Here is a 20,255-nt window from a genome sequence, read left to right as displayed (position 1 = left end):
CCGGACCGGCGGCACGCGACGACGGATCGCCGGCCGGCGGATTCAGTCCGACACGACCGGCTTGATCAACGTCGTCGTGATCGGCGCGAAGCCGCATGCGCGATACAGCGCCCGGGCGGCCGTGTTGTGGTTGAACACCGACAGCCCGATCTCGGCGACGCCGTACCGGCGGGCCTCGGCGTCGAGCGCATCGAGCGCGCGCGTGGCCCAGCCCTGGCGGCGCCGGGACGAAACGATGTCGAGGTCGTAGATGAACAGCGTGCGGTTCGGCCCTTCGGGCACGATCGCGTACCAGAGGTCGCCCACCGCGTCGCCGCTGGCGCCGTCGATGAGCATGACGAGGGTCTGGCCGGCGGTCAGCAGGCCGTCCGGCAACAGCGTGTCGAAACAGGCGCGCGCACGATCGGCGGCGTCTTCGACAGCGTTTTGTCCGGATGAAACGAGATCGCGCGCGTAGCCGTCGATGGCTCGCGTGCGGTAAGCATGGAATTCGCCGGCCGTCATCGGCCGCATCTGCAGCATGGCCCGGTCGCCGTGAACGGAATCGGACTTCCAGTGTAGCGGGACAGTCGCACCGGCGCGCGATGCGGCGGTGGAAAACGGGCAGCCAGGTGCGGCGAGCGCCGCGCCGAATCAGCGAATCAGCGAATCAGCGAATCAGCGAATCAGCGAATCAGCGAATCAGCGAATCAGCGACGGTACAGGACGATCGGCACGAGGTGCGCACGGCGCACGCGCTCGGCTTCGGCGCGACGCGCGGCATACGAGTATTCGGCGTCGAGCGGCAGGTGCGGGGACACGAACAGGTCGTCGATCTTTTGCAGCAGGGCGAGGATGAAGCTCATTTGAGACTCCTGACAGATGTGGCTAGGGTTTTCCCTTAGATTGACTCCATTCTAAGGGTTTTCCCTGAACTTTGCCAGTGAGTCGCGTCAGTTTGCTGCAGACGCGCGACAACGGATCACCGACGCAAAACGGTGATCCTTGCTGCGTATGACTTCCTGGGTAGGGTCGAAACGATTAATCAGCGCGTGCGGCGAGCCCGCTTCGCGACGGCGGCCTCGCGGTTCGCGCTGCGCTGAAGCCGGTCGACTTGCGACAGAAGCGCTTCGTGATGCTCCTCGAGCGTCATCAGCGTTGCCTGCTGCGTCGACAGATCGGCCGTGAGGCGATCGATCCGCTGCTGCTTCGTGGCCACGTCCTGCTTCAGATGGGCAATCTGTCGTGTCTGCATCACCAGCGCGACAAGCCCCGCCAGCACGACGATGGCCAGCGCCAGCAGCAGGCGATTGACGCGACGCATCTCGCGATCGGCCGTGCGCGTCAGGCCATCCACATCGGCCTGCAGTGCAGCCAGCCGGTCGGTCAACGGACCGAGGTGCGTGTCCGGGTCGAAGGCCGGCGCGGCCGGCTGTGCGCGCTCCGCCGACGGCCTGGTCACGAACGACGCGGCGGAAGCCACGGGCTGCACGACCGGCGACGGCACAGTGTCGGGCTGCGGCGTCGATTCATTGGGCTTCGCGGAATGCGAGGTAATCACCGGCCCGGCCGGCTGCGTGGGCGCCTGCGGCTCGAGCGGCGCAACGGCAACCTGAGGCAGGCTCGATTCGACTGCCTCCGGCTTCGAGTCGACGCGCGTCGCAACCGGTACGGATTGCGTTGCCGTTGCTTCACTGGCACCGGCAGCCGCCCGGCGTTTGCCGCCCGACGACGAGCGCCGCTCCTTCACGACATCGCCGGAAGCTTTCCCGTCGCGGGATTTGACGGCTGTCACCTCGGCCACCGGCTTCGCGACTTCAGCCTCTGCCGCTTGCGGTTCGATCGCCTTCGCCGCAGCGCCATCGGATGCCGGCACTTCGGCCGCCGCCTTCACGGCGCCGTCGACCTCACTCGCGTCGGCGTTCGTCGCCGCACCATCGGCCGCAGGCAAACCGGCTTCCTTCGCAGCGTCACCATTTGCAAATGCACTGTCGACGTTCGCGGCCACACCACCTTCGGGCCTCGCGACAGCGTCGATCGCCACCTCGACATCCGGCAGCGCCGCGCCTTCCGCTTCCACACGCCCGGCCGCGGTCTCCCCTTCCGGCGTGCTGAACCCGTCCAGCGACGCCTGTCGGCCGTCCGATGCAACGGCCGCCGCATCGGCTTCCCCTGCCGCTTCATCGCGCGCCGCAACCGGCACGCGCTCGCCCGGCTCGAGCACCGGATCGCCGAACAGGTCGAGCGTCCGCTCGTCCCGGGGCGCATCGCCGGCCGGCGCGCTGCCGGGCCGCGTCGTCGCCCGCGCGGACGTGCTGCCTGCGGCAGCAGCCGAGCGCCGGCGGGAACGGGCCGACGAATGCATGGAACGGGAGCGAGGCGAGGAAACGGATTCGGTCATGGAAATCGGATGGCGGGGCCCGCGAGCGCGGAACCGGATGTCGAACGGAATCGGTGATCGGCCATTGTCGCATGCCCCGTTGCCGATTCGACCTATTCGTCGCCCGACATCCCGCGACCCTCCTCGAAACGCGTGACGCCCTGCAGCGCGCGCAGCTTGTCGCAGATCGCCCGGTATTCGAGTTCCGACACCCGCGCGAGCGTGATGCGCACCTCGTCGTGCTCGCCCGTGTCGTCGGCCCGCTGCACGACGAACTGCTTCACGCGCGCACTGTCCGCGCCGAGCGCGGCGTGCAGCGAATCGAACGTCAGCGTGCCGCTCACGACCGTCAGCGCGAACTGGCGCCGCTGGCGCACCGTGAAGTAGCGCCGCTCCAGCGGCTTGATGCCGGCGAGGATGATCAGGATGATGATCGTCGCCGAAATCGACGCGACATACAGCCCGCCGCCCACCGCGAGGCCGATCGCGGCGACCGACCACAGGCTCGCGGCCGTCGTCAGCCCGCGCACGATCTCGCCGCGCAGCAGGATCGAGCCCGCCCCGAGGAAGCCGATGCCCGACACGACCTGCGCGGCGATCCGCGACGGATCGAGCACGATGTGGTCGTTGCTGCCGAGCACGTCGGCAAAACCGAACGCCGACACGATCATGATCAGCGTCGAGCCGACGCAGACGAGCATGTGCGTGCGCAGGCCGGCCGCCCACGACAGGCGCTCGCGCTCGAAGCCGATGACACTGCCGAGCGCCGCCGCGAGAACAAGCCGCATCACGAGTTCCAGGTTGCTGAGCATCCGATTTCTCTCCTTTTTTTGGTGCCGGCCGCGCGGAATGTTTTATCCTTGGCCCCGGCCGCGCCGATCTTCCGGGCCGCGCCGACACGTTTCGATCCAAGCGCTCAACCCCGTCATGTCCGTTTCCGACTCCGCTTCCGCCCAGGCCGCCCAGCTGCGCCACCATTTCGCGCACGTCGTCTTGCCGATCTGGCGGGGTTCAGGGTTCGACCATACATTGCAGCTGCCGTTCGAGGCCGTCGACCCGGCCACCCACGCGCCGCTGCCCGTCACCCGTTATCGCGCAATGGCGTGCGCCCGGCAACTGTTCGTGTTCGCGCAGGCCGGCGACACCGCGCACGCGGCCACGCTGTTCGACGCATTGTGCCGGCGCTTTCGCGACGCGCGCCACGGCGGCTGGCTCTACAGCGTCGACGCGCAGGGCGCGCCGCTCGATACGACCAAGGATCTTTATACGCACGCGTTCATCGTGTTCGCATGCGCTGCGTGGCACGCGGCGTCGGGCGACACTGCCGCACGCAAGGTGGCCGAGGAGACTGCCGCGCTGATCCAGGACCGCTTCGCGCCGCGCCACGGCGACGCGCTGCTCGATGCAGCGCGACACGCCGATTTCTCGTCATCCGGCAGCGGTGCGCTGCAGAATCCGCTGATGCACCTGACCGAAGCATGGCTCGCAGCCGCCGATGCCTTCGGCGATGCGGCGTTCGACGATGCGCTCATGCGCACCGCGCAGGCCGTCGAGCGCACGTTCGTCGACACGGCGACCGGCTGCGTGGCCGAACTGCCGCTCGGGGCGGCCGACAACCGTTTCGAGCCCGGCCATCAGTTCGAGTGGTTCTATCTGGTCGATGCGGCCGGTGCGCGACTCGCGCAGACGGAGCTTCCCGCCGCGCTGTCGCGCGCGTTCGGCTTCGCGGAGCAATACGGCGTCGATCCGCGGACGGGCGGCGTCTGCGCGGCGCTCGATGCGCAAGGTGCGTGCCTCGACGGCACGCAGCGGATCTGGGCGCAGACCGAATACCTGCGTGCGCTCGCGACGCACGGCGGCACGCCGGCCTCCGCGCCGCTCGCGCGGCAGATCGAGCAGTTCGCCGCGCGTTTCCTGCATCCGCGCGGCTGGTTCGAGTGCAAGACGGCGGACGGGCAGGTGTCGCGCGCCGACATGCCGTCGACGACGCCCTACCACCTCGCGACCGCCTACGCGGCGCTGCCGGCCGGTTCGTAACCCGTCCCGGCGAACGACGGCGCCGCGCGTTCGCCGCGTGCGGCACGTCCGTCGCCCAGTTCGAACACCGACACCGCCTGCATCAGGTGCGCGGTCTGGTCGTTCAGCGACGCGGCCGCCGCCGCGACTTCCTCGACCAGCGCCGCGTTCTGCTGCGTGAGCTGATCCATCTGCGTGACGGCCTGGTTCACCTGCTCGATCCCGACGCTCTGCTCGACCGACGCCGCGGTGATCTCCGACATCGTCTGCACGACACGCGTGATCGACGCCGACACCGTGCGCATCGCCTCGCCGGCGCGCTCGACGAGTTCCGCGCCGCCGTTGATCTGCGCGACCGAATCCTCGATCAGCGCCTTGATCTCCTTCGCCGACTGCGCACTGCGCTGCGCGAGCGAGCGCACTTCGCCCGCGACCACCGCGAAGCCACGCCCCTGTTCACCGGCCCGCGCGGCCTCGACCGCCGCGTTCAGCGCGAGGATGTTGGTCTGGAAGGCGATGCCGTCGATCACCGAGATGATTTCCGCGATCCGCCCCGAGCTCTGCGCGATGCCGCGCATCCGATCGATCACGCTGTCGACCACGCCGCCGCCGTGGCCCGTCGCTTCGAGCGCCGCGTCGGCCAGCGCGCTGGCTGCGCGTGCGCTGTCGGTGTTCTGCCGGACGGTCGCGGTCAGTTCTTCCATGCTCGCGGCCGTTTCCTCGAGCGAGGCAGCCTGCGTGCCGGTGCGCGCCGACAGGTCGGCGTTGCCGCCCGCGATCTCGCCCGCACCGAGGTGAATCGCATCGGACGCGTGGCGCACCGTGCGCACGGTGCCCGCGATGCTCGTCTGCATCGCGGCGAGGCCGCGCAGCATCCGGTCGATCTCGAACACGCCGCCCGCACGCACGGCTTCGTCGAGCCGGCCCTGCGCGATCCGCTCGAAATGGCGGCCTGCTTCCTCCAGCGGCGCGACCACCGCGCGCCGTGCGGCCGCGTAGATCGCGGCGCTCGCCGCGAGCATCGCCACCAGCAGCACGATACCGACCGACTTGAACCAGAGCATGCCGCCGTCGATCGTGTCGAGCGCCGTGCGGCTCGACGCACTGCCGTATTCGGCGAAGCGGTGCAGTTCGGCGATATAGGCGTCCTGGAAGCTCTGGGTCGGCTGGTCGAGGAATGCCTGGATGTTGTCGGCGTCGAGGAACTGCACGAGTTCGCCCAGCGCGCCGCGCAGCGCGCGATAGCGTTCGGTGAGCGCCGCGACGCGCGCGCGGTTCGTGTCGTCGACCGGCTGCGCGGCCGTCAGCGCGGCGAACGCCTTGTCCGCTTCCGCGAGCGATGCGCCCGCGTGGCGGATGATGTCTTCCGGCTTCGGGCCGCCGCGCACCATCCGCGTGCCGGCGCGCGACAGGTTGATCCGTGCGTCGAGCAGTTGCTCGGTCGCCTGGCTGGCCGCGTCGACCTGCGCGATCGCGACGTTCGACAGATCGTCGACGCCGCTGCGCGTGGACGTGAGCGCCCAGAAGCCGAGCGCTTCGATCGCGAACAGGAAGAGGCAGAACACGGTCAACACGCCGAGCAGACCCGACGCGAGCTTGATTTTTCCGAACATGGGGGATTCCTGGAGAGCGAACGATGAGGCAATGCCCCGGCATTAGCGGCATTTCTTCGTCGGACTTTAGGCACGGCCGGCGGTAACGCACGCGTTGCTCGCGCATTCCCGCGGAATCGCCCGCAAACGGCGAGATCTCGCGTATTCGACGCAATAATCGCGTCGCATCGCACCGGAATTTGCAGGAAATGTGGACGAATTTCCTTGCTTATCCGCAGCCCCCTTCCTAGAGTTCAGCGCAAGCGGGCACTCATTTCGAGGGAAGTTCGATGACCGACATCACGGATCACGCGCGCGGCGCATTGCGCGCGCAACCGTTCAGCATGCTGCTGGGCACGGAGCTGATGCACATCGGCGACAACGAAGTGTCGCTGTGTCTGCCCGTGCGCGAGGAACTGCGGCAGCAGCACGGGTTCGTGCACGGCGGCGTCATCAGCTATCTCGCGGACAACGCGCTGACGTTCGCCGGCGCGCTCGTGCTCGGCCCGCGCGTGATCACCGCCGAGTACAAGATCAACTACCTGCGGCCGGCCGTGAACGGCACGCTCGTCGCGCGCGCGAAGCTCGTCTATGCGGGGCGGCACCAGGCGACCTGCCAGTGCCACGTGTTCGTCATCGACGGCGATCACGAGCGGCTCGTCGCGATCGCGCAAGGCACGATCAACCGGGTCGGCGACGGCAAGATGTCGGATGCGCCGGAGGAAACGGCGTGACGCCGGCCTGAGAACGATCTGAGCGGCCGATACCCGATTTCGCGCGGCCAGCCCCCGCGCCGCTAACCGGCGGCGTCCGCCAGCGGCAGGAAGCGCGGCGCCACGCGAGCCCGCACGTTGCCGTGCTCATCCGTACGATAGATTCCGCGCGCCGCGTTGTGCGGATGCGCGGCCGCGTCGGCCACGCTCAGTACCGGCGCAAAACACACGTCGGTGCCTTCGAGCAGCGCGCGCCAGTGTGCGGACGGCTGCTGCGCGAATACGTCGGCGAAACGCACTTTCAGCGCGGGCCAGCGCGTACGGTCGTACTGCGACGCGGGATCGACGTCGGTCAGCCCGAGCCGCTCGACCAGCAGCGCATAGAACGGCGGTTCGAGCGCGCCGATCGTCACGCATTCGCCGTCCGCGCAGCGATACACGTCGTAGAACGGCGCGTCGTGAAACAGGCTCGGCTGCGCGCCGTCGAGTTGCCCGTTCGCGCGCGCCCACAGCGCGAGCGAACCGAGCATCGACACGATGTCGACGATCGCGCCGTCGACCACGCGCCCCGGCCCGCCGCCGCGCACGTCGAGCAGTGCACAGACGATCCCGAACGCGAGCCCGAGCGCGCCACCCGCATCGCCGACGACCGTCGGCGGCACACCCGGCCGGCCGTCGCGCGGCGCGGACAGCGACAGCAGCCCCGTCAGCGCGACGTAGTTCAGGTCGTGCCCGGCCGCGGCTGCCAGGGGGCCGTGCTGGCCCCAGCCCGTCATGCGCCCGTATACGAGCTTCGGGTTGCGGCGCGCGCAATCGTCGGGCCCGAGGCCGAGCCGCTCCATCACGCCGGGCCGCAAGCCCTCGATCAGTGCGTCGGCCCGAGCGATCAGGTCGAGCGCCGCGTCGCAGCCGGCCGGCGTCTTCAGGTCGAGCTCGACGATCGTCTTGCCTTCGCGCAGCAGATCGCCGTCGCGGGCCCGCAGCGCGTCCGGCGCGCTCGTGCGGCCGGACGGGCGCGCGATCAGCGTGATCCGTGCGCCCATTCCGGCCAGCATCCAGCCCGCAAGCGGGCCGGGGCCGAGACCTTCGAATTCGACGATGTGGATGCCGGAAAGCGGCGCGTTCAATGACATGACGACCTCGCGGAAATACAGCAGGGACAGGAGCGGCTAACGCTCCCGATTCTATGCGAATGCCTGCATGCGCCGGTGTCGCGCGGCTAGCCGGCTGCCGCATCCGGACGCTGCTCGTCCAGCGCGCCGCGCATCGCCCGCACGATCGAATCGCGACGCGCGTCGATCCGCTCGACGGGCCCGGCCACGCCCATCGCCAGCGGCAGGCCGTTCCAGCCGTCTGCGATCACCATCGAGATCATCGCCGCGCCCTGCGTGACCGTATGCGCCGAATAGGAATAGCCGAGCCGGCGTGTCTGTTCGACCTTGTCGAGCACGACGTCCTCGTCGATCGTCCTGCCCGACTTCCCGATCCGGCGGATGCTGCGCGACACGAGCCGGCGGATCGTGCTGTCCGGCTGAAGGCTCAGCAGCGCCCAGCCGAGCCCTGACATGCAGATCTCGCGACGCGTGCCGATCGGCGCGTAGAACTGGATCGGAATCGTATGCGAACCCTCGACCGCATCGATGTACTGCACGTACAGATCGCTCTGCACCGCAATCACGACCGCCTCGTGCGTGCGCGCCGCCAGCCGCTTCGCAACGGCATGCCAGTGCCGTCGGCTGCCGGCCGCCGAATCGACCAGCGCTTCGCCGAGATTGACGAGCCGTGCGGTGGGCGCATACGCGTGAGTCGCGTCGTCGTACGCGAGATAGCCGAGCGTCTTCATGCTGGTCAGCAGCGCCGCCGCGCTCGACCCCGGATACCCGCAGCGCGTGGCGATCTCGCGCACGCTCAGCGGCCGCTGCAATGCACTGAAGAGTTCGAGCACCTCGAACACGCGCGCCGCACTCTTGACCACGTTTCCGCTCATCCCGCCCTCTCCGCAGCTACCGGCCCGGGCCTTCCACATATGTGGAACGGAATTTCCCGCTGCCAACCGTCGTGACGATACTAGGCTTCGGCCCGCGGCGTGAAGTCCCGCGGCACGGAACACACGGAGACACCATGTCAGCCTTTCTGATCCGTGAACGGCAGGGACCAATCCTGACCGTCACGATGAACCGCCCCGAAACCCGCAACGCCATTTCGGACACCGATGCGATCGACGCACTGACCGCATGCTGCGACGACGCGAACCGGGACGAATCGATCCGCGTGCTGATCCTGACCGGCGCCGGCACGACGTTCTCGTCGGGCGGCAACGTGAAGGCGATGCGCGCGTTCATGGAATCGGACCCGCACGATCTCGCCGCGATCCGGACCAGCTATCGCCGCGGCATCCAGCGGCTGGCGCACGCATTCCAGCACCTCGAAGTGCCGGCCATCGCGGCCGTCAACGGCCCGGCCATCGGCGCCGGCACCGATCTCGCGTGCATGTGCGACATCCGCATCGCCGCCGATCGTGCGCGCTTCGCCGAGAGCTTCATCGCGCTCGGCCTCGTGCCCGGCGACGGCGGCGCATGGTTCCTGCCGCAGATCGTCGGCGCCGCCGTCGCCGCGGAAATGTCGTTCACGGGCGACGCGCTGGACGCGCAGGCGGCGCTGCGCTGCGGGCTCGTGTCGCGCGTCGTGCCCGATGGCGACCTCCTTGCCCACGCGCATGAACTCGCCGGCCGCATCGCCCGCCACTCGGGCACCGCGTTGCGCCTGACCAAGCGGCTGCTGCGCGAAGGCCGCCACGCAAGCCTCGACACGCTGCTCGACCTGTCGGCGTCGTACCAGGCGTTCGCGCACGCCACACCCGAGCATCACGCGGCGGTGAACGCGCTGTTCGCCGCGCGCGGCTGAACCCGCGACGCATCGCAGCCGTGCAGCCGGCGCATGCCGGCCTGCCGGCCCGTCGAATCCACATCGAAGGAGACATCGTCATGACCAGCAGCAACGAAGGCGCACTCGCAGGCGTGCGCGTGGTGGACCTGAGCCGCGTCTATGCGGGGCCGTTCTGCGCGCAGACGCTCGCCGACCACGGCGCGGACGTCATCAAGATCGAGCCGCCGCAGGGCGACGAAACGCGCGACTGGGGGCCCGCGATGCCGAACGGCATCTCCAGCTACTACTGGGGGCTCAACCGCAACAAGCGCAATCTCGCGCTCGACCTGTCGCATCCCGGCGGACGCGACGTGCTGTTCCGCCTGCTCGAAACGGCCGACGTGCTGATCGACAACTTCAAGCAGGGCACGCTCGAACGCTGGGGCATCGGTTACGAAGATTGCCTGCGCGAGCGCTTCCCGCGCCTCGTCCACTGCTCGATCTCCGGATACGGCACCGACGGCCCGCTCGCGCGATTTCCGGGCTACGACGCCGTCGCGCAAGGCCTCGCCGGCTTCATGTCGATCAACGGCGAGCCGGGCGGCATGCCGCTCAAGGTGCCGTTTCCGGTCGTCGATTTCGCGGCCGGCATGAGCGCCGTGTCGAGCGTCCTGCTCGCGCTGGTCGAACGGACACGTTCCGGCCTCGGGCAGCACGTCGACATCGACCTGTTCAGTACCGCGCTGTCGATGCTGCATCCGGTCAGCACGAGCTGGATGGCAACCGGCGACGTTCCCGTCGCGACCGGCAACGTGTATGGCGCGATCGCGCCGTACGGCGTTTATCCGTGCAAGGACAAAGCGATCGCGACCGGCGCCGGCAACAACCGCACGTTCGCCAGGCTCATCGCCGCGCTCGGCGTGCCCGAGCTGGCACGCGACCCGCGCTTCGCGACCAACGCGCAGCGCGTCGCGCATCGCGATGCGCTCGACACGCTGCTCGGCCAGCTGACCGCCGAACTGCGTGCCGACGACGTCGTCGAGCGGCTGCTGCAGGCCGGCGTCGCGACGGGGCCGGTAAACACCGTCGCCGATGCGTTCGGCCACCCGCAGGCAGCACGCAACGCGATGTTCGTCGACACCGATACGTACACCGGCGCAGGCATCCCCGCCAAACTGTCGCGCACGCCCGGATCGATACGCCGGCCGCCGCAGCCGTTCGCCGCCGACACCGACGCCGTGCTCGATGCGTTCGGGATCGACGCGGCGCATCGGGACACGCTGCGGCAGGCTGGCGTGCTCCACGACACGCGCGCGGACGCCACCGGGAGCACGTCATGACCGCGTCCGGCTCGTTTTCCTCGCCGACGGGCGACGATGCGCCGTCGATCCTGCGCCACGACGACGACGGCATCGCGTGGCTGACGATCCATCGCCCGCACGTCGCCAATGCACTGTCCGCCGAAGCGATCCGGCGCCTGTGCGAGGAGCTCGTCACGCTCGACGACAACCCGTCGATTCGCGTCATCGTGATCCGCGGCGCCGGCGAACGTGCGTTCAGCGCGGGCGTCGATCTCGGCGACCCCGAGATACGCGGGATGCAGCCGATGCGCGGCCTCGCACGCAACGTGCACGAGCTGATCCTCGAATTGCGCAAGCCGACGATCGCGGCGGTCAACGGCTACGCGGTCGGCGGCGGCTGCGAAATCGCGCTCGCCTGCGACCTGCGGATCGCCGCCGATCATGCGACCTTCGCGCTGCCGGAAGCGCGGGTCGGGATGGGCGCGAACTTCGCGAGCGTGCTGCTGCCGCGGATGTTGCCGCATGCGATCGCGATGGAGCTGCTGTTCACGGGCCGCCGCTTCGACGCGGACGAGGCGCAGCGCGCCGGGTTGCTGAACCGCGTCGTGCCCGGCGCCGCGCTCGACGACACCGTGCGCGAACTGGCACGGACGATCGCCGCGAACGCACCGCTCACGATCCGCCGCATCAAGGAAACCGCGACGCGCAGCCAGGGGCTGCCGGTGCCTGCCGCGCTGCGGCTGGACGTCGGCCCCGACGTCTACGCGAGCGAGGACCGGATCGAGGGCGCCCGCGCGTTTCTCGAGAAGCGCAAGCCGGTATTCAAGGGGCGCTGAGCCCGACACAGCACGGCGACACCACGCGCGCAACCGCTCCCAGAATGTGGGCGCTCGACAAAAAAAGACATGGAACGGAGACACCTTCATGCAACGGAAAGCACTCCTGATCGGCATGTGCATGCTGTTCACCACGTCGGCGCACGCATCGTCGGTCACGCTGTACGGGATCGTCGACAGCTACGTCGAATTCGATCGCATCGGCAACCTGTCGACCCTGCGGCAAAGCGGCGGCGGCTCGTCGACGAGCCGCTTCGGACTGACGGGCGTCGAGGATCTCGGCGGCGGCACCTCGACGAAGTTCGTGCTGGAAAGCGGCTTCTCTCCCGCCGACGGATCGTTCCAGGGCGGCACGCTGTTCTACCGGCAGGCCTACGTGTCGCTGCAGAACACACGCTATGGCGATATCCGGCTCGGCCGGCAATACACGCCGGCGTTCTACGTCGTGTACGACGGTGATCCGTTCGGGCTCAACGAGCGACTGTCGCCGCTCGCGCTGCTCGCGACGTCCACCGACACGATCACGAGCAACACGACACCGCCGATTCCGCGCTTCAACCAGGCGGCGTCATACCTGAGCCCCGACTGGAACGGCCTGCGCGTGATGGCCACGTACGGCTTCCCGACACCGAACGCGCTGTCCACGCAAGCCGGACGCAACTACGGCGCCGGGCTCCAGTACCGGATCGGCGGGCTCTACCTCGGCGCCGGCTTCCAGGGCGACACGTCGGCCGGCAACCTGGCGCCCGTCGTCTCGCCGTCGACGACCCGCCACTACGTGTTCGCGGCCAACTACGCATTCGCACGCGTCAAGCTCTACGCCGCGTTCCTGTACGGCGTCAGCACGGCGCCGAACCTGCCCGCGTTCTCGACCGCGAGCGCCGGCGCGTCGATCAACGTCGGCGCGCTCGATCGCGTGCTCGTCTCGGTCGTGCGCCGCGACGTGAAAGGCTCGGCGAACGACGCGACCGCGCTCGGCGTCGGCTACGACCATCCGCTGTCGAAGCGCACGTCGCTCTATGCACGCTATCTGTACATGAAGAACGGCGGCGACGCCCGCAACACGGTCGTCGTCGGCCTGCAGCCGCAACCGGGCGGCACCGAGCAGGTGTTCGCGCTCGGCATCGTTCACCGCTTCTGACGGAGTGCCCATGACCCCGACCCTGTCCACCCATTCGGCCGCCGGCGACGCCGCCGCGACGCCGGCGCTCTACCGCCGGATCTCGCGCCGGCTGCTGCCGTTCCTGATCCTCTGCTACACGCTGTCGTTCATCGACCGGATCAACATCGGTTTCGCGCACGCGCAGATGGCGGCCGAACTGCACTTCTCCGACGCCGTCTACGGACTCGGCGCGGGCATCTTCTTCATCGGTTACATGGCGTTCGAGATTCCGAGCAACGCATGGCTTGCGCGGATCGGCGCGCGCAGGACGATCGCCCGGATCATGGTGCTGTGGGGGCTCGGCTCGGCCGCGACGATGTTCGTCACGACGCCCGCGCAGTTCTATGCGTGCCGTTTCCTGCTCGGCGTGTTCGAGGCCGGTTTTTTCCCCGGCATCCTGTTCTATCTCGGCGCGTGGTATCCGCCGCGGCAGCGCGCCAAGGCGTTCGCGCTGTTCATGACCGCGCTGTACCTCGCGGGGGTGATCGCCGGCCCGGTATCCGGCGCCATCCTCTCGTACTTCGACGGCGCCGCCGGCCTGAGCGGCTGGCAATGGCTGTTCGTCATCGAGGGGCTGCCGAGCAGCGTGCTCGGCCTCGTCGCATTGCGCTTTCTCGACGACCGGCCGGACGACGCACGCTGGCTGTCGGACGCCGACAAGGCCGCGCTGCGCGTCGCGCATGCGCAGGCCGACGCCGGCGTGCCGGACGCGAACGCGGCCCGGCCATTGCTCGCGCACCGCGATTTCTGGCTGCTGTGCGCCGCCAATTTCGCGATCGCGGCGGCCGGCTACGCGCTCGTGTTCTGGATGCCCGTGATCCTGCATCGCGGCGGCCTGCATGGTGCGATGCAGATCGGGCTGCTGTCCGCGCTGCCCTACCTGTGCGGCATCGTCGGCATGCTCGCAATGGGCTGGCGCACCGAGCGCCGGCGCGAATGGCGCGGGCACGGCGCAGTCGCGATGCTCGCGTGCGCGGCATCGCTCGCCGGGCTGGCGAGCGTCGGCGGCACATCGCACCTGATGATCGCGCTCTGCATCGCGGTCGCCACGCACGCCGCGACGCTGCCCGCGTTCTGGGTACTGCCGGGGCTCGCGCTGCCGAAACGCTCGATGGCGGTCGCGATCGCGGCGATCACGATGTCCGGCGCGATCGGCGGGTTCGCGAGCCCGTTCCTGATGGGCGTGCTCAACACGGCCACCGGTTCGATGCGCGGCGGACTCTACTTCAATGCCGCGCTGCTCGCGGTCGGCGCACTCGCATTGCTCGGCACGCTGCGCGCCCGCGCAGCGTCGCGGGCAAACGCCGGCTGACGGCGCAATCCACTCTTCTCCCACACCGACCTATCGTCATGAATTTCGAACTCGAACTCGAACACCGGATGATCCGGGACCTCGTCGCACGTTTCGTGAAGGACGAACTGATTCCGCTCGAAGCAGCCGTGATGGCGCGCGAAGCCGACGGCCAGCCCTTCGGGCTGCTCGCCGACGAACGCGCACACCTCGATGAACGCTCCCGGCAGCTCGGCCTGTGGGGACTCGACGCCCCGCTCGACGCCGGCGGCTCGGATCTGCCGGCCGTCGCGATGGTCGGCATCAACGAGGCGATCGGCACGACCGTCACCCCGTACATCCTGCCGCCCGACTCGCCGAACCTGCGGATGCTGTGCGACGTGGCCGACGATGCGCAGCGGGTGCGCTATCTCGAGCCATACGCAAGCGGTGTCACGCGTGCCGCGATGGCGATCTCCGAGCCGGGCGCCGGCTCCGACCCGGGTGCGCTGTCGACGACGGCCGTGCGCGACGGCGACGGCTGGGTGCTGAACGGCCGGAAAATCTGGATCAGCCACGCGCCCGAAGCCGACTGGACGATCGTGATGGCGCTGACCGATCGAAGCAAGGGCAAACGGGGCGGCATGTCGGCGTTCATCGTCGATCGCGATACGCCGGGCTTCGTCATCGAACGCCGGATTCCGATGATCGGCGGGCTGTCGACCTACGAAATCGTGCTGGAGGATTGCCGCATTCCCGCTGCGCAACTGCTGGGCCGGGAAGGCGCCGGCTTCGCGCCGATGCAGGCACGGCTCGCGAACCGGCGGCTGGAAATGGCCGCATGGTGCATCGGCCGCGCCGAGCGCGCGGTCGCGATGCTGTGCGACCATGCGAAACAGCGCAAGACCTTCGGCGTGCCGCTCGCGGAGCGCCAGGCAGTCCAGTGGTGGGTCGCCGACGCGCTGACGCAGATTCACGCGTGCCGCCTCATGACCTACGAAGCGGCCACGCGCGTGGACGCCGGGCAGGATGCGCGCACGCAAATCTCGATGGTCAAGGTGTTCGCGACCGAGATGGCATCGAGCGTGATCGATCATGCGATGCAGGCGCTCGGCGCGATGGGCATGACGAAGGAAATGCCGTTGCAGCAGATGGCCAGCGAAGCGCGGCTGATGCGCATCTTCGAAGGCCCCACCGAGGTGCACCGTTGGGTCATCGCGCGCAGCGCGCTTTGACCGCGGCACACCGCCCACCTTCACGATGGAGCTACGCGTTGGACACCCTGCCTCTCGTCGATCCTGAAATCCGACCGCTGCTCGAGACCTGGCCGACCGTCACGCTCAGCGTCGAGAACCTCGCGCAGTCGCGCGAACGCGTGCTGCCGCTGCCGCCGCCCGACCTGGCCGGCAGCACGCTCGAACGCCGTACGGTGCCCGGCCCCGCCGGCGCGCCGGACGTCCCGGTTCTCGTCTACCTGCCCGACGCTCACGCGCGCCCGCTCCCGGCGATCGTCCACATGCACGGCGGCGGCTTCGTGCGCGGCAAGGCGAAGGATCTCGAGGCGGTGCACCGGTCGCTCGTGACGCAGCTCGGCTGCGCGCTGATCTCGATCGACTACCGCCTCGCGCCGGAAACCGTGTTTCCCGGTGCGATCGAGGACTGCTATGCAGCGCTCGCGTGGGTCTTCCGTCAGGCCGATACGCTCGGCATCGACGCATCGCGGATCGGTGTGGCAGGCGAAAGCGCGGGCGGCGGGCTCGCCGCCGCGCTGGCGTTGCTGGCCCGCGACCGCGGCGAATACCGGCTCGCGTTCCAGCACCTGATCTATCCGATGCTCGACGATCGCACCTGCACGCGCGCGCCGCATCCGCATGCCGGTGAATTCGTCTGGCATGCGGCCAACAACCGGTTCGGCTGGACTGCGCTGCTCGGTCACGCGCCGGGCACCGACGGCGTGTCGCCGTATGCGGCCGCGGCACGCGCCACACGGCTCGACGGCCTGCCGCCGGCGTTCCTGTCGGTCGGCTCACTCGACCTGTTCCTCGACGAAAATCTCGACTACGCGCAACGCCTGCTCCGCGCGGGCGTGCCGACCGAACTGCACGTACTGCCCGGCGGCGTGCACGGTTTCGACATCGTGCCCGGCGCACGCGTGTCCGAAACGGCGCGCCGCCTGAGCCACGACGCGCTGCGCCGTTTCCTGCACGGCTGACGAAAACGACACGGGCGGCCGAAGCCGCCCGCATCTGCGCCGATACGTCCGGCAACGATCAGAACGCGTCGCCCGGCACGCGCACCCAGCCTTCCATCAGCACGCGCGCACTGCGGCTCATGATCGCCTTCGTGACGGTCCATTCGCCGTGCTCGAGCTGCGCTTCCGCGCCGACGCGCAGCGTGCCCGACGGATGGCCGAAGCGCACCGCGTTGCGTTCGCCGCCGCCCGCCGCCAGATTGACGAGCGTGCCGGGAATCGCCGCGGCCGTGCCGATCGCGACCGCCGCCGTGCCCATCATCGCGTGGTGCAGCTTGCCCATCGACATCGCGCGCACCAGCAGGTCGACGTCGCCCGCATTCACGCGCTTGCCGCTCGATGCGACGTAGTCGGCCGGCTTCGCGACGAACGCGATCTTCGGCGTGTGCTGCCGCGTCGCGATTTCGTCGAGCGTGTCGATCAGGCCCATGCGCAGCGCGCCGTGCGCGCGGATCGTCTCGAACTTCTCGAGCGCCTTCGCATCGCCGTTGATCGCGTCCTGCAGCTCGGTGCCCCTATAGCCGATCGCTTCCGCCTCGACAAAGATCGTCGGGATGCCCGCGTTGATCATCGTCGCCTTCAGCGTGCCGACGCCCGGCACCGCGAGATCGTCGACGAGGTTGCCGGTCGGGAACATCGAGCCGCCGGCGCCCTCTTCCTCGGCAGCCGGGTTCATGAATTCGAGCTGCACTTCGGCGGCCGGGAACGTGACGCCGTCCAGTTCGAAATCGCCCGTCTCCTGCACCGCGCCGTTCGTGACCGGCACGTGCGCGACGATCGTCTTGCCGATGTTCGCCTGCCAGATCCGTACGGTCGCGACGCCGTCGCGCGGCACGCGTGCCGGATCGACGAGCCCGCCGCTGATCGCGAACGGGCCGACCGCCGCCGACAGGTTGCCGCAGTTGCCGGTCCAGTCGACGAACGCCTTGTCGATCGCGACCTGGCCGAACAGGTAGTCGACGTCGTGGCCGGGCCGCGTGCTCTTCGACACGATCACCGTCTTGCTGGTGGACGACGTCGCGCCGCCCATCCCGTCGATCTGCTTGCCGTACGGATCGGGGCTGCCGATCACGCGCAGCAGCAGCGCGTCGCGCGCGGCGCCCGGCGCCTGCGCGGCATCCGGCAGATCCTGCAGCCGGAAGAACACGCCCTTGCTGGTACCGCCGCGAATGTAGGTCGCGGGAATCCTGATTTGAGGAATGTGAGCCATGTTTGCGTTATCCCTGTGTGACCCGGTCAGGCCGCCTGCGACGATTCGAGGAAATCCTGCGCGAAACGCTGCAGCACGCCGCCCGCTTCGTAGATCGACACTTCCTCGGCCGTATCGAGCCGGCACGTCATCGGCACGTCGACGCGCTCGCCATTCTTGCGGTGAATCACGAGCGTCAGGTCAGCGCGCGGCGTGCGCTCGCCGATCACGTCGAAGGTCTCGGTGCCGTCGATGCCGAGCGTCGTCCGGTTGGTGCCCGGCTTGAACTCGAGCGGCAGCACGCCCATCCCGATCAGGTTCGTGCGGTGGATCCGCTCGAAGCCTTCGGCGGCGATCGCCTCGACGCCCGCGAGCCGCACGCCCTTCGCGGCCCAGTCGCGCGACGAGCCCTGGCCGTAGTCGGCGCCGGCCACGACGATCAGCGGCTGCTTGCGATTCATGTACGTCTCGATCGCTTCCCACATCCGCATGACCTTGCCTTCCGGCTCGACGCGCGCGAGCGAGCCCTTCTTCACCGCGCCGTCGACGACGGCCATCTCGTTGAACAGCGTCGGGTTCGCGAACGTCGCGCGCTGCGCGGTCAGGTGGTCTCCCCGGTGCGTCGCGTACGAGTTGAAGTCTTCTTCCGGCAAGCCCATCTTCGCGAGATATTCTCCGGCCGCGCTATCCAGCAGGATCGCGTTCGACGGCGACAGGTGGTCGGTCGTGATGTTGTCGCCGAGCACCGCGAGCGGCCGCATGCCCGTGAGCGTGCGCTCGCCGGCCAGCGCGCCTTCCCAGTACGGCGGACGGCGGATGTACGTGCTCTGCGCGCGCCAGTCGTACAGCGGCGCCGCACGCTCGCCCGCATCGGCGCTGCGCGCGAACATCGGCTCGTAGACCTTGCGGAACTGCTCGGGCTTCACACTCGACGCGACGATCGCATCGATCTCCTCGTCGGTCGGCCAGATGTCCTTCAGCGTGACGGGCTTACCGTCCGCGTCGTGGCCGAGTACGTCCTTCTCGATGTCGAAGCGGATCGTGCCGGCGATCGCATACGCGACGACGAGCGGCGGCGACGCGAGGAACGCCTGCTTCGCATACGGGTGGATGCGGCCGTCGAAGTTGCGGTTGCCGGACAGCACGGCCGTCGCGTACAGGTCGCGATCGACGATCTCCTGCTGGATCTTCGGGTCGAGCGCGCCCGACATCCCGTTGCAGGTCGTGCACGCGAACGCGACGATGCCGAAGCCGAGCTTCTCGAGTTCGGGCAGCAGGTTCGCTTCTTCCAAGTACAGCTCGACCGCCTTCGAACCGGGCGCGAGCGAGCTCTTCACCCACGGCTTGCGCGTGAGGCCCTTCGCATTCGCATTGCGTGCGAGCAAGGCCGCGGCAATCACGTTGCGCGGGTTGCTGGTGTTCGTGCAGCTCGTGATCGCGGCGATGATCACCGCGCCGTCGGGCATCTCGCCCGCCTTCTCTTCCCACTGGCCGGCGATCCCGCGCGCGGCGAGATCGGACGTCGGCAGCCGCTTGTGCGGGTTCGACGGGCCGGCCATGTTGCGCACGACGCTCGACAGGTCGAACGTCAGCGTGCGCTCGTATTGCGCGTGGGCGAGCGTGTCGGCCCACAGGCCGGCCGCCTTCGCATAGGTCTCGACGAGCTTCACCTGCTCGTCGCTGCGGCCGGTGAGGCGCAGGTAGTCGGTCGTCTGGCCATCGATGAAGAACATCGCGGCCGTCGCGCCGTATTCGGGCGCCATGTTCGAAATCGTCGCGCGATCGCCGAGCGTGAGGCTCGCCGCCCCTTCACCGCGGAACTCCAGGTACGCGCCGACCACTTTTTCCTTGCGCAGGAATTCGGTGAGCGCGAGCACGACGTCGGTCGCGGTGATGCCGGGCTGGCGCTTGCCGGTCAGCTCGACGCCGACGATGTCGGGCAGGCGCATCCACGACGCGCGGCCGAGCATCACGTTCTCGGCTTCGAGGCCGCCGACGCCGATCGCGATCACGCCGAGCGCGTCGACGTGCGGCGTGTGGCTGTCGGTGCCGACGCAGGTGTCCGGATACGCGACGCCGTCGTGCGCCTGGATCACCGGCGACATCTTCTCGAGGTTGATCTGGTGCATGATGCCGTTGCCCGGCGGGATCACGTCGACGTTCTCGAACGCCTTCTTCGTCCACTCGATGAAGTGGAAGCGATCCTCGTTGCGACGATCCTCGATCGCGCGGTTCTTCGCGAACGCGTCCGGATCGAAGCCGCCGCATTCGACGGCGAGCGAATGGTCGACGATCAGCTGCACGGGCACGACCGGATTCACCTTCGCCGGGTCGCCGCCGCCGTCGGCGATCGCGTCGCGCAGGCCGGCGAGATCGACGAGCGCCGTCTGCCCGAGGATGTCGTGGCACACCACGCGCGCCGGGAACCACGGAAAATCGCGTTCGCGCTTGCGCTCGATGATCTGCTTCAGCGAATCGGCGAGGATCGCCGGATCGCAGCGGCGCACGAGGTTTTCGGCGAGCACGCGCGACGTGTACGGCAGCGTGTCGTAGGCGCCGGGCGCGATCGCGTCGACCGCGGCACGCGCGTCGAAATAGTCCAGCGACGTGCCGGGCAGGGGTTTGCGGTTGGCGGTATTCATGATGTGGGGCGGGAATCTGGGTATGACGTTCCGCACGCGCCGGCTGCCCGCATCACGGG

At 68.9% G+C, this 20,255-nt stretch carries 18 protein-coding genes; 9 read left to right on the top strand and 9 right to left on the bottom strand.

From position 1 onward, the window contains the following. Positions 1 to 42 precede the first annotated feature (42 nt). The 4 genes from AC5LXK_RS17600 to AC5LXK_RS17585 form a co-directional block, all read right to left on the bottom strand. Positions 43 to 522, bottom strand: coding sequence for a GNAT family N-acetyltransferase (locus AC5LXK_RS17600; RefSeq protein ID WP_493392765.1), 480 nt, complete (start codon positions 520 to 522; stop codon positions 43 to 45). 167 nt (positions 523 to 689) lie between these two features. Continuing rightward, positions 690 to 845 carry a hypothetical protein gene (locus AC5LXK_RS17595; protein WP_006481665.1) on the bottom strand — a complete coding sequence of 52 codons (156 nt, stop codon included), beginning with the start codon at positions 843 to 845 and terminating at the stop codon, positions 690 to 692. Between the two features lie 179 nt (positions 846 to 1,024). After that, positions 1,025 to 2,380, bottom strand: coding sequence for an FtsB/FtsL family cell division protein (locus AC5LXK_RS17590; protein WP_493392764.1), 1,356 nt, complete (start codon positions 2,378 to 2,380; stop codon positions 1,025 to 1,027). A 92-nt stretch (positions 2,381 to 2,472) separates the two neighbouring features. After that, the gene (locus AC5LXK_RS17585; RefSeq protein ID WP_493392763.1) at positions 2,473 to 3,171 is read right to left on the bottom strand and encodes an MgtC/SapB family protein; all 699 of its coding nucleotides are present in this window, start codon (positions 3,169 to 3,171) and stop codon (positions 2,473 to 2,475) included. A 115-nt stretch (positions 3,172 to 3,286) separates the two neighbouring features. Here AC5LXK_RS17585 and AC5LXK_RS17580 point away from each other — a divergent pair, with 115 nt between their 5' ends. Further along, positions 3,287 to 4,396 carry an AGE family epimerase/isomerase gene (locus AC5LXK_RS17580; protein WP_493392762.1) on the top strand — a complete coding sequence of 370 codons (1,110 nt, stop codon included), beginning with the start codon at positions 3,287 to 3,289 and terminating at the stop codon, positions 4,394 to 4,396. Here the strand turns inward: AC5LXK_RS17580 and AC5LXK_RS17575 are convergent. After that, positions 4,369 to 5,988 (bottom strand): methyl-accepting chemotaxis protein, encoded by a 1,620-nt coding sequence (locus AC5LXK_RS17575; protein ID WP_493392761.1) that lies wholly within the window; start codon positions 5,986 to 5,988, stop codon positions 4,369 to 4,371. The genes AC5LXK_RS17580 and AC5LXK_RS17575 overlap by 28 nt on opposite strands. A 269-nt stretch (positions 5,989 to 6,257) precedes the next feature. Here AC5LXK_RS17575 and AC5LXK_RS17570 point away from each other — a divergent pair, with 269 nt between their 5' ends. Then, complete coding sequence (locus tag AC5LXK_RS17570; RefSeq protein ID WP_059238587.1) at positions 6,258 to 6,701, top strand: PaaI family thioesterase; 444 nt, start codon at positions 6,258 to 6,260, stop codon at positions 6,699 to 6,701. A gap of 62 nt (positions 6,702 to 6,763) precedes the next feature. On the opposite strand, the gene AC5LXK_RS17565 is transcribed toward AC5LXK_RS17570, so the two are convergent. Continuing rightward, positions 6,764 to 7,813 (bottom strand): CaiB/BaiF CoA transferase family protein, encoded by a 1,050-nt coding sequence (locus AC5LXK_RS17565; protein WP_493392760.1) that lies wholly within the window; start codon positions 7,811 to 7,813, stop codon positions 6,764 to 6,766. Between the two features lie 86 nt (positions 7,814 to 7,899). Next, positions 7,900 to 8,667, bottom strand: a complete 768-nt coding sequence (locus AC5LXK_RS17560; RefSeq protein ID WP_493392759.1) for an IclR family transcriptional regulator — start codon at positions 8,665 to 8,667, stop codon at positions 7,900 to 7,902. 134 nt (positions 8,668 to 8,801) lie between these two features. On the opposite strand from AC5LXK_RS17560, the gene AC5LXK_RS17555 reads away from it, so the two are divergent. The 7 genes from AC5LXK_RS17555 to AC5LXK_RS17525 all read left to right on the top strand — a co-directional run bounded on the left by AC5LXK_RS17555 (position 8,802) and on the right by AC5LXK_RS17525 (position 16,326). Further along, positions 8,802 to 9,584 carry a crotonase/enoyl-CoA hydratase family protein gene (locus AC5LXK_RS17555; protein WP_493392758.1) on the top strand — a complete coding sequence of 261 codons (783 nt, stop codon included), beginning with the start codon at positions 8,802 to 8,804 and terminating at the stop codon, positions 9,582 to 9,584. Between the two features lie 80 nt (positions 9,585 to 9,664). Next, the gene (locus AC5LXK_RS17550; protein WP_493392757.1) at positions 9,665 to 10,885 is read left to right on the top strand and encodes a CaiB/BaiF CoA transferase family protein; all 1,221 of its coding nucleotides are present in this window, start codon (positions 9,665 to 9,667) and stop codon (positions 10,883 to 10,885) included. Beyond that, positions 10,882 to 11,682: an enoyl-CoA hydratase/isomerase family protein gene (locus tag AC5LXK_RS17545; protein WP_493392756.1), complete on the top strand. Its 801-nt coding sequence runs from the start codon at positions 10,882 to 10,884 to the stop codon at positions 11,680 to 11,682. Before AC5LXK_RS17550 ends, AC5LXK_RS17545 begins: the two co-directional genes overlap by 4 nt. An 88-nt stretch (positions 11,683 to 11,770) precedes the next feature. Further along, positions 11,771 to 12,823 (top strand): porin, encoded by a 1,053-nt coding sequence (locus AC5LXK_RS17540; RefSeq protein ID WP_493392755.1) that lies wholly within the window; start codon positions 11,771 to 11,773, stop codon positions 12,821 to 12,823. Between the two features lie 10 nt (positions 12,824 to 12,833). Further along, positions 12,834 to 14,156, top strand: coding sequence for an MFS transporter (locus tag AC5LXK_RS17535; protein WP_493392754.1), 1,323 nt, complete (start codon positions 12,834 to 12,836; stop codon positions 14,154 to 14,156). Positions 14,157 to 14,194: 38 nt separating this feature from the next. Continuing rightward, on the top strand, positions 14,195 to 15,349 hold the full coding sequence (locus AC5LXK_RS17530; RefSeq protein WP_493392753.1) for an acyl-CoA dehydrogenase family protein: 1,155 nt from the start codon (positions 14,195 to 14,197) through the stop codon (positions 15,347 to 15,349). Between the two features lie 38 nt (positions 15,350 to 15,387). Then, positions 15,388 to 16,326 (top strand): alpha/beta hydrolase, encoded by a 939-nt coding sequence (locus AC5LXK_RS17525; RefSeq protein ID WP_493392752.1) that lies wholly within the window; start codon positions 15,388 to 15,390, stop codon positions 16,324 to 16,326. Positions 16,327 to 16,384: 58 nt separating this feature from the next. Here AC5LXK_RS17525 and prpF read toward each other — a convergent pair whose 3' ends face one another. After that, positions 16,385 to 17,575 (bottom strand): 2-methylaconitate cis-trans isomerase PrpF, encoded by a 1,191-nt coding sequence (gene prpF / locus AC5LXK_RS17520; RefSeq protein WP_493392751.1) that lies wholly within the window; start codon positions 17,573 to 17,575, stop codon positions 16,385 to 16,387. A gap of 26 nt (positions 17,576 to 17,601) precedes the next feature. Next, entirely contained in the window at positions 17,602 to 20,196 is a 2,595-nt protein-coding gene (gene acnD / locus AC5LXK_RS17515; protein WP_493392750.1) for a Fe/S-dependent 2-methylisocitrate dehydratase AcnD, read from the bottom strand. Positions 20,197 to 20,255: the final 59 nt, after the last annotated feature.

The sequence above is a fragment of the Burkholderia pulmonis genome (assembly GCF_984667975.1).
This window is presented reverse-complemented; position numbering and strand designations above follow the sequence as displayed.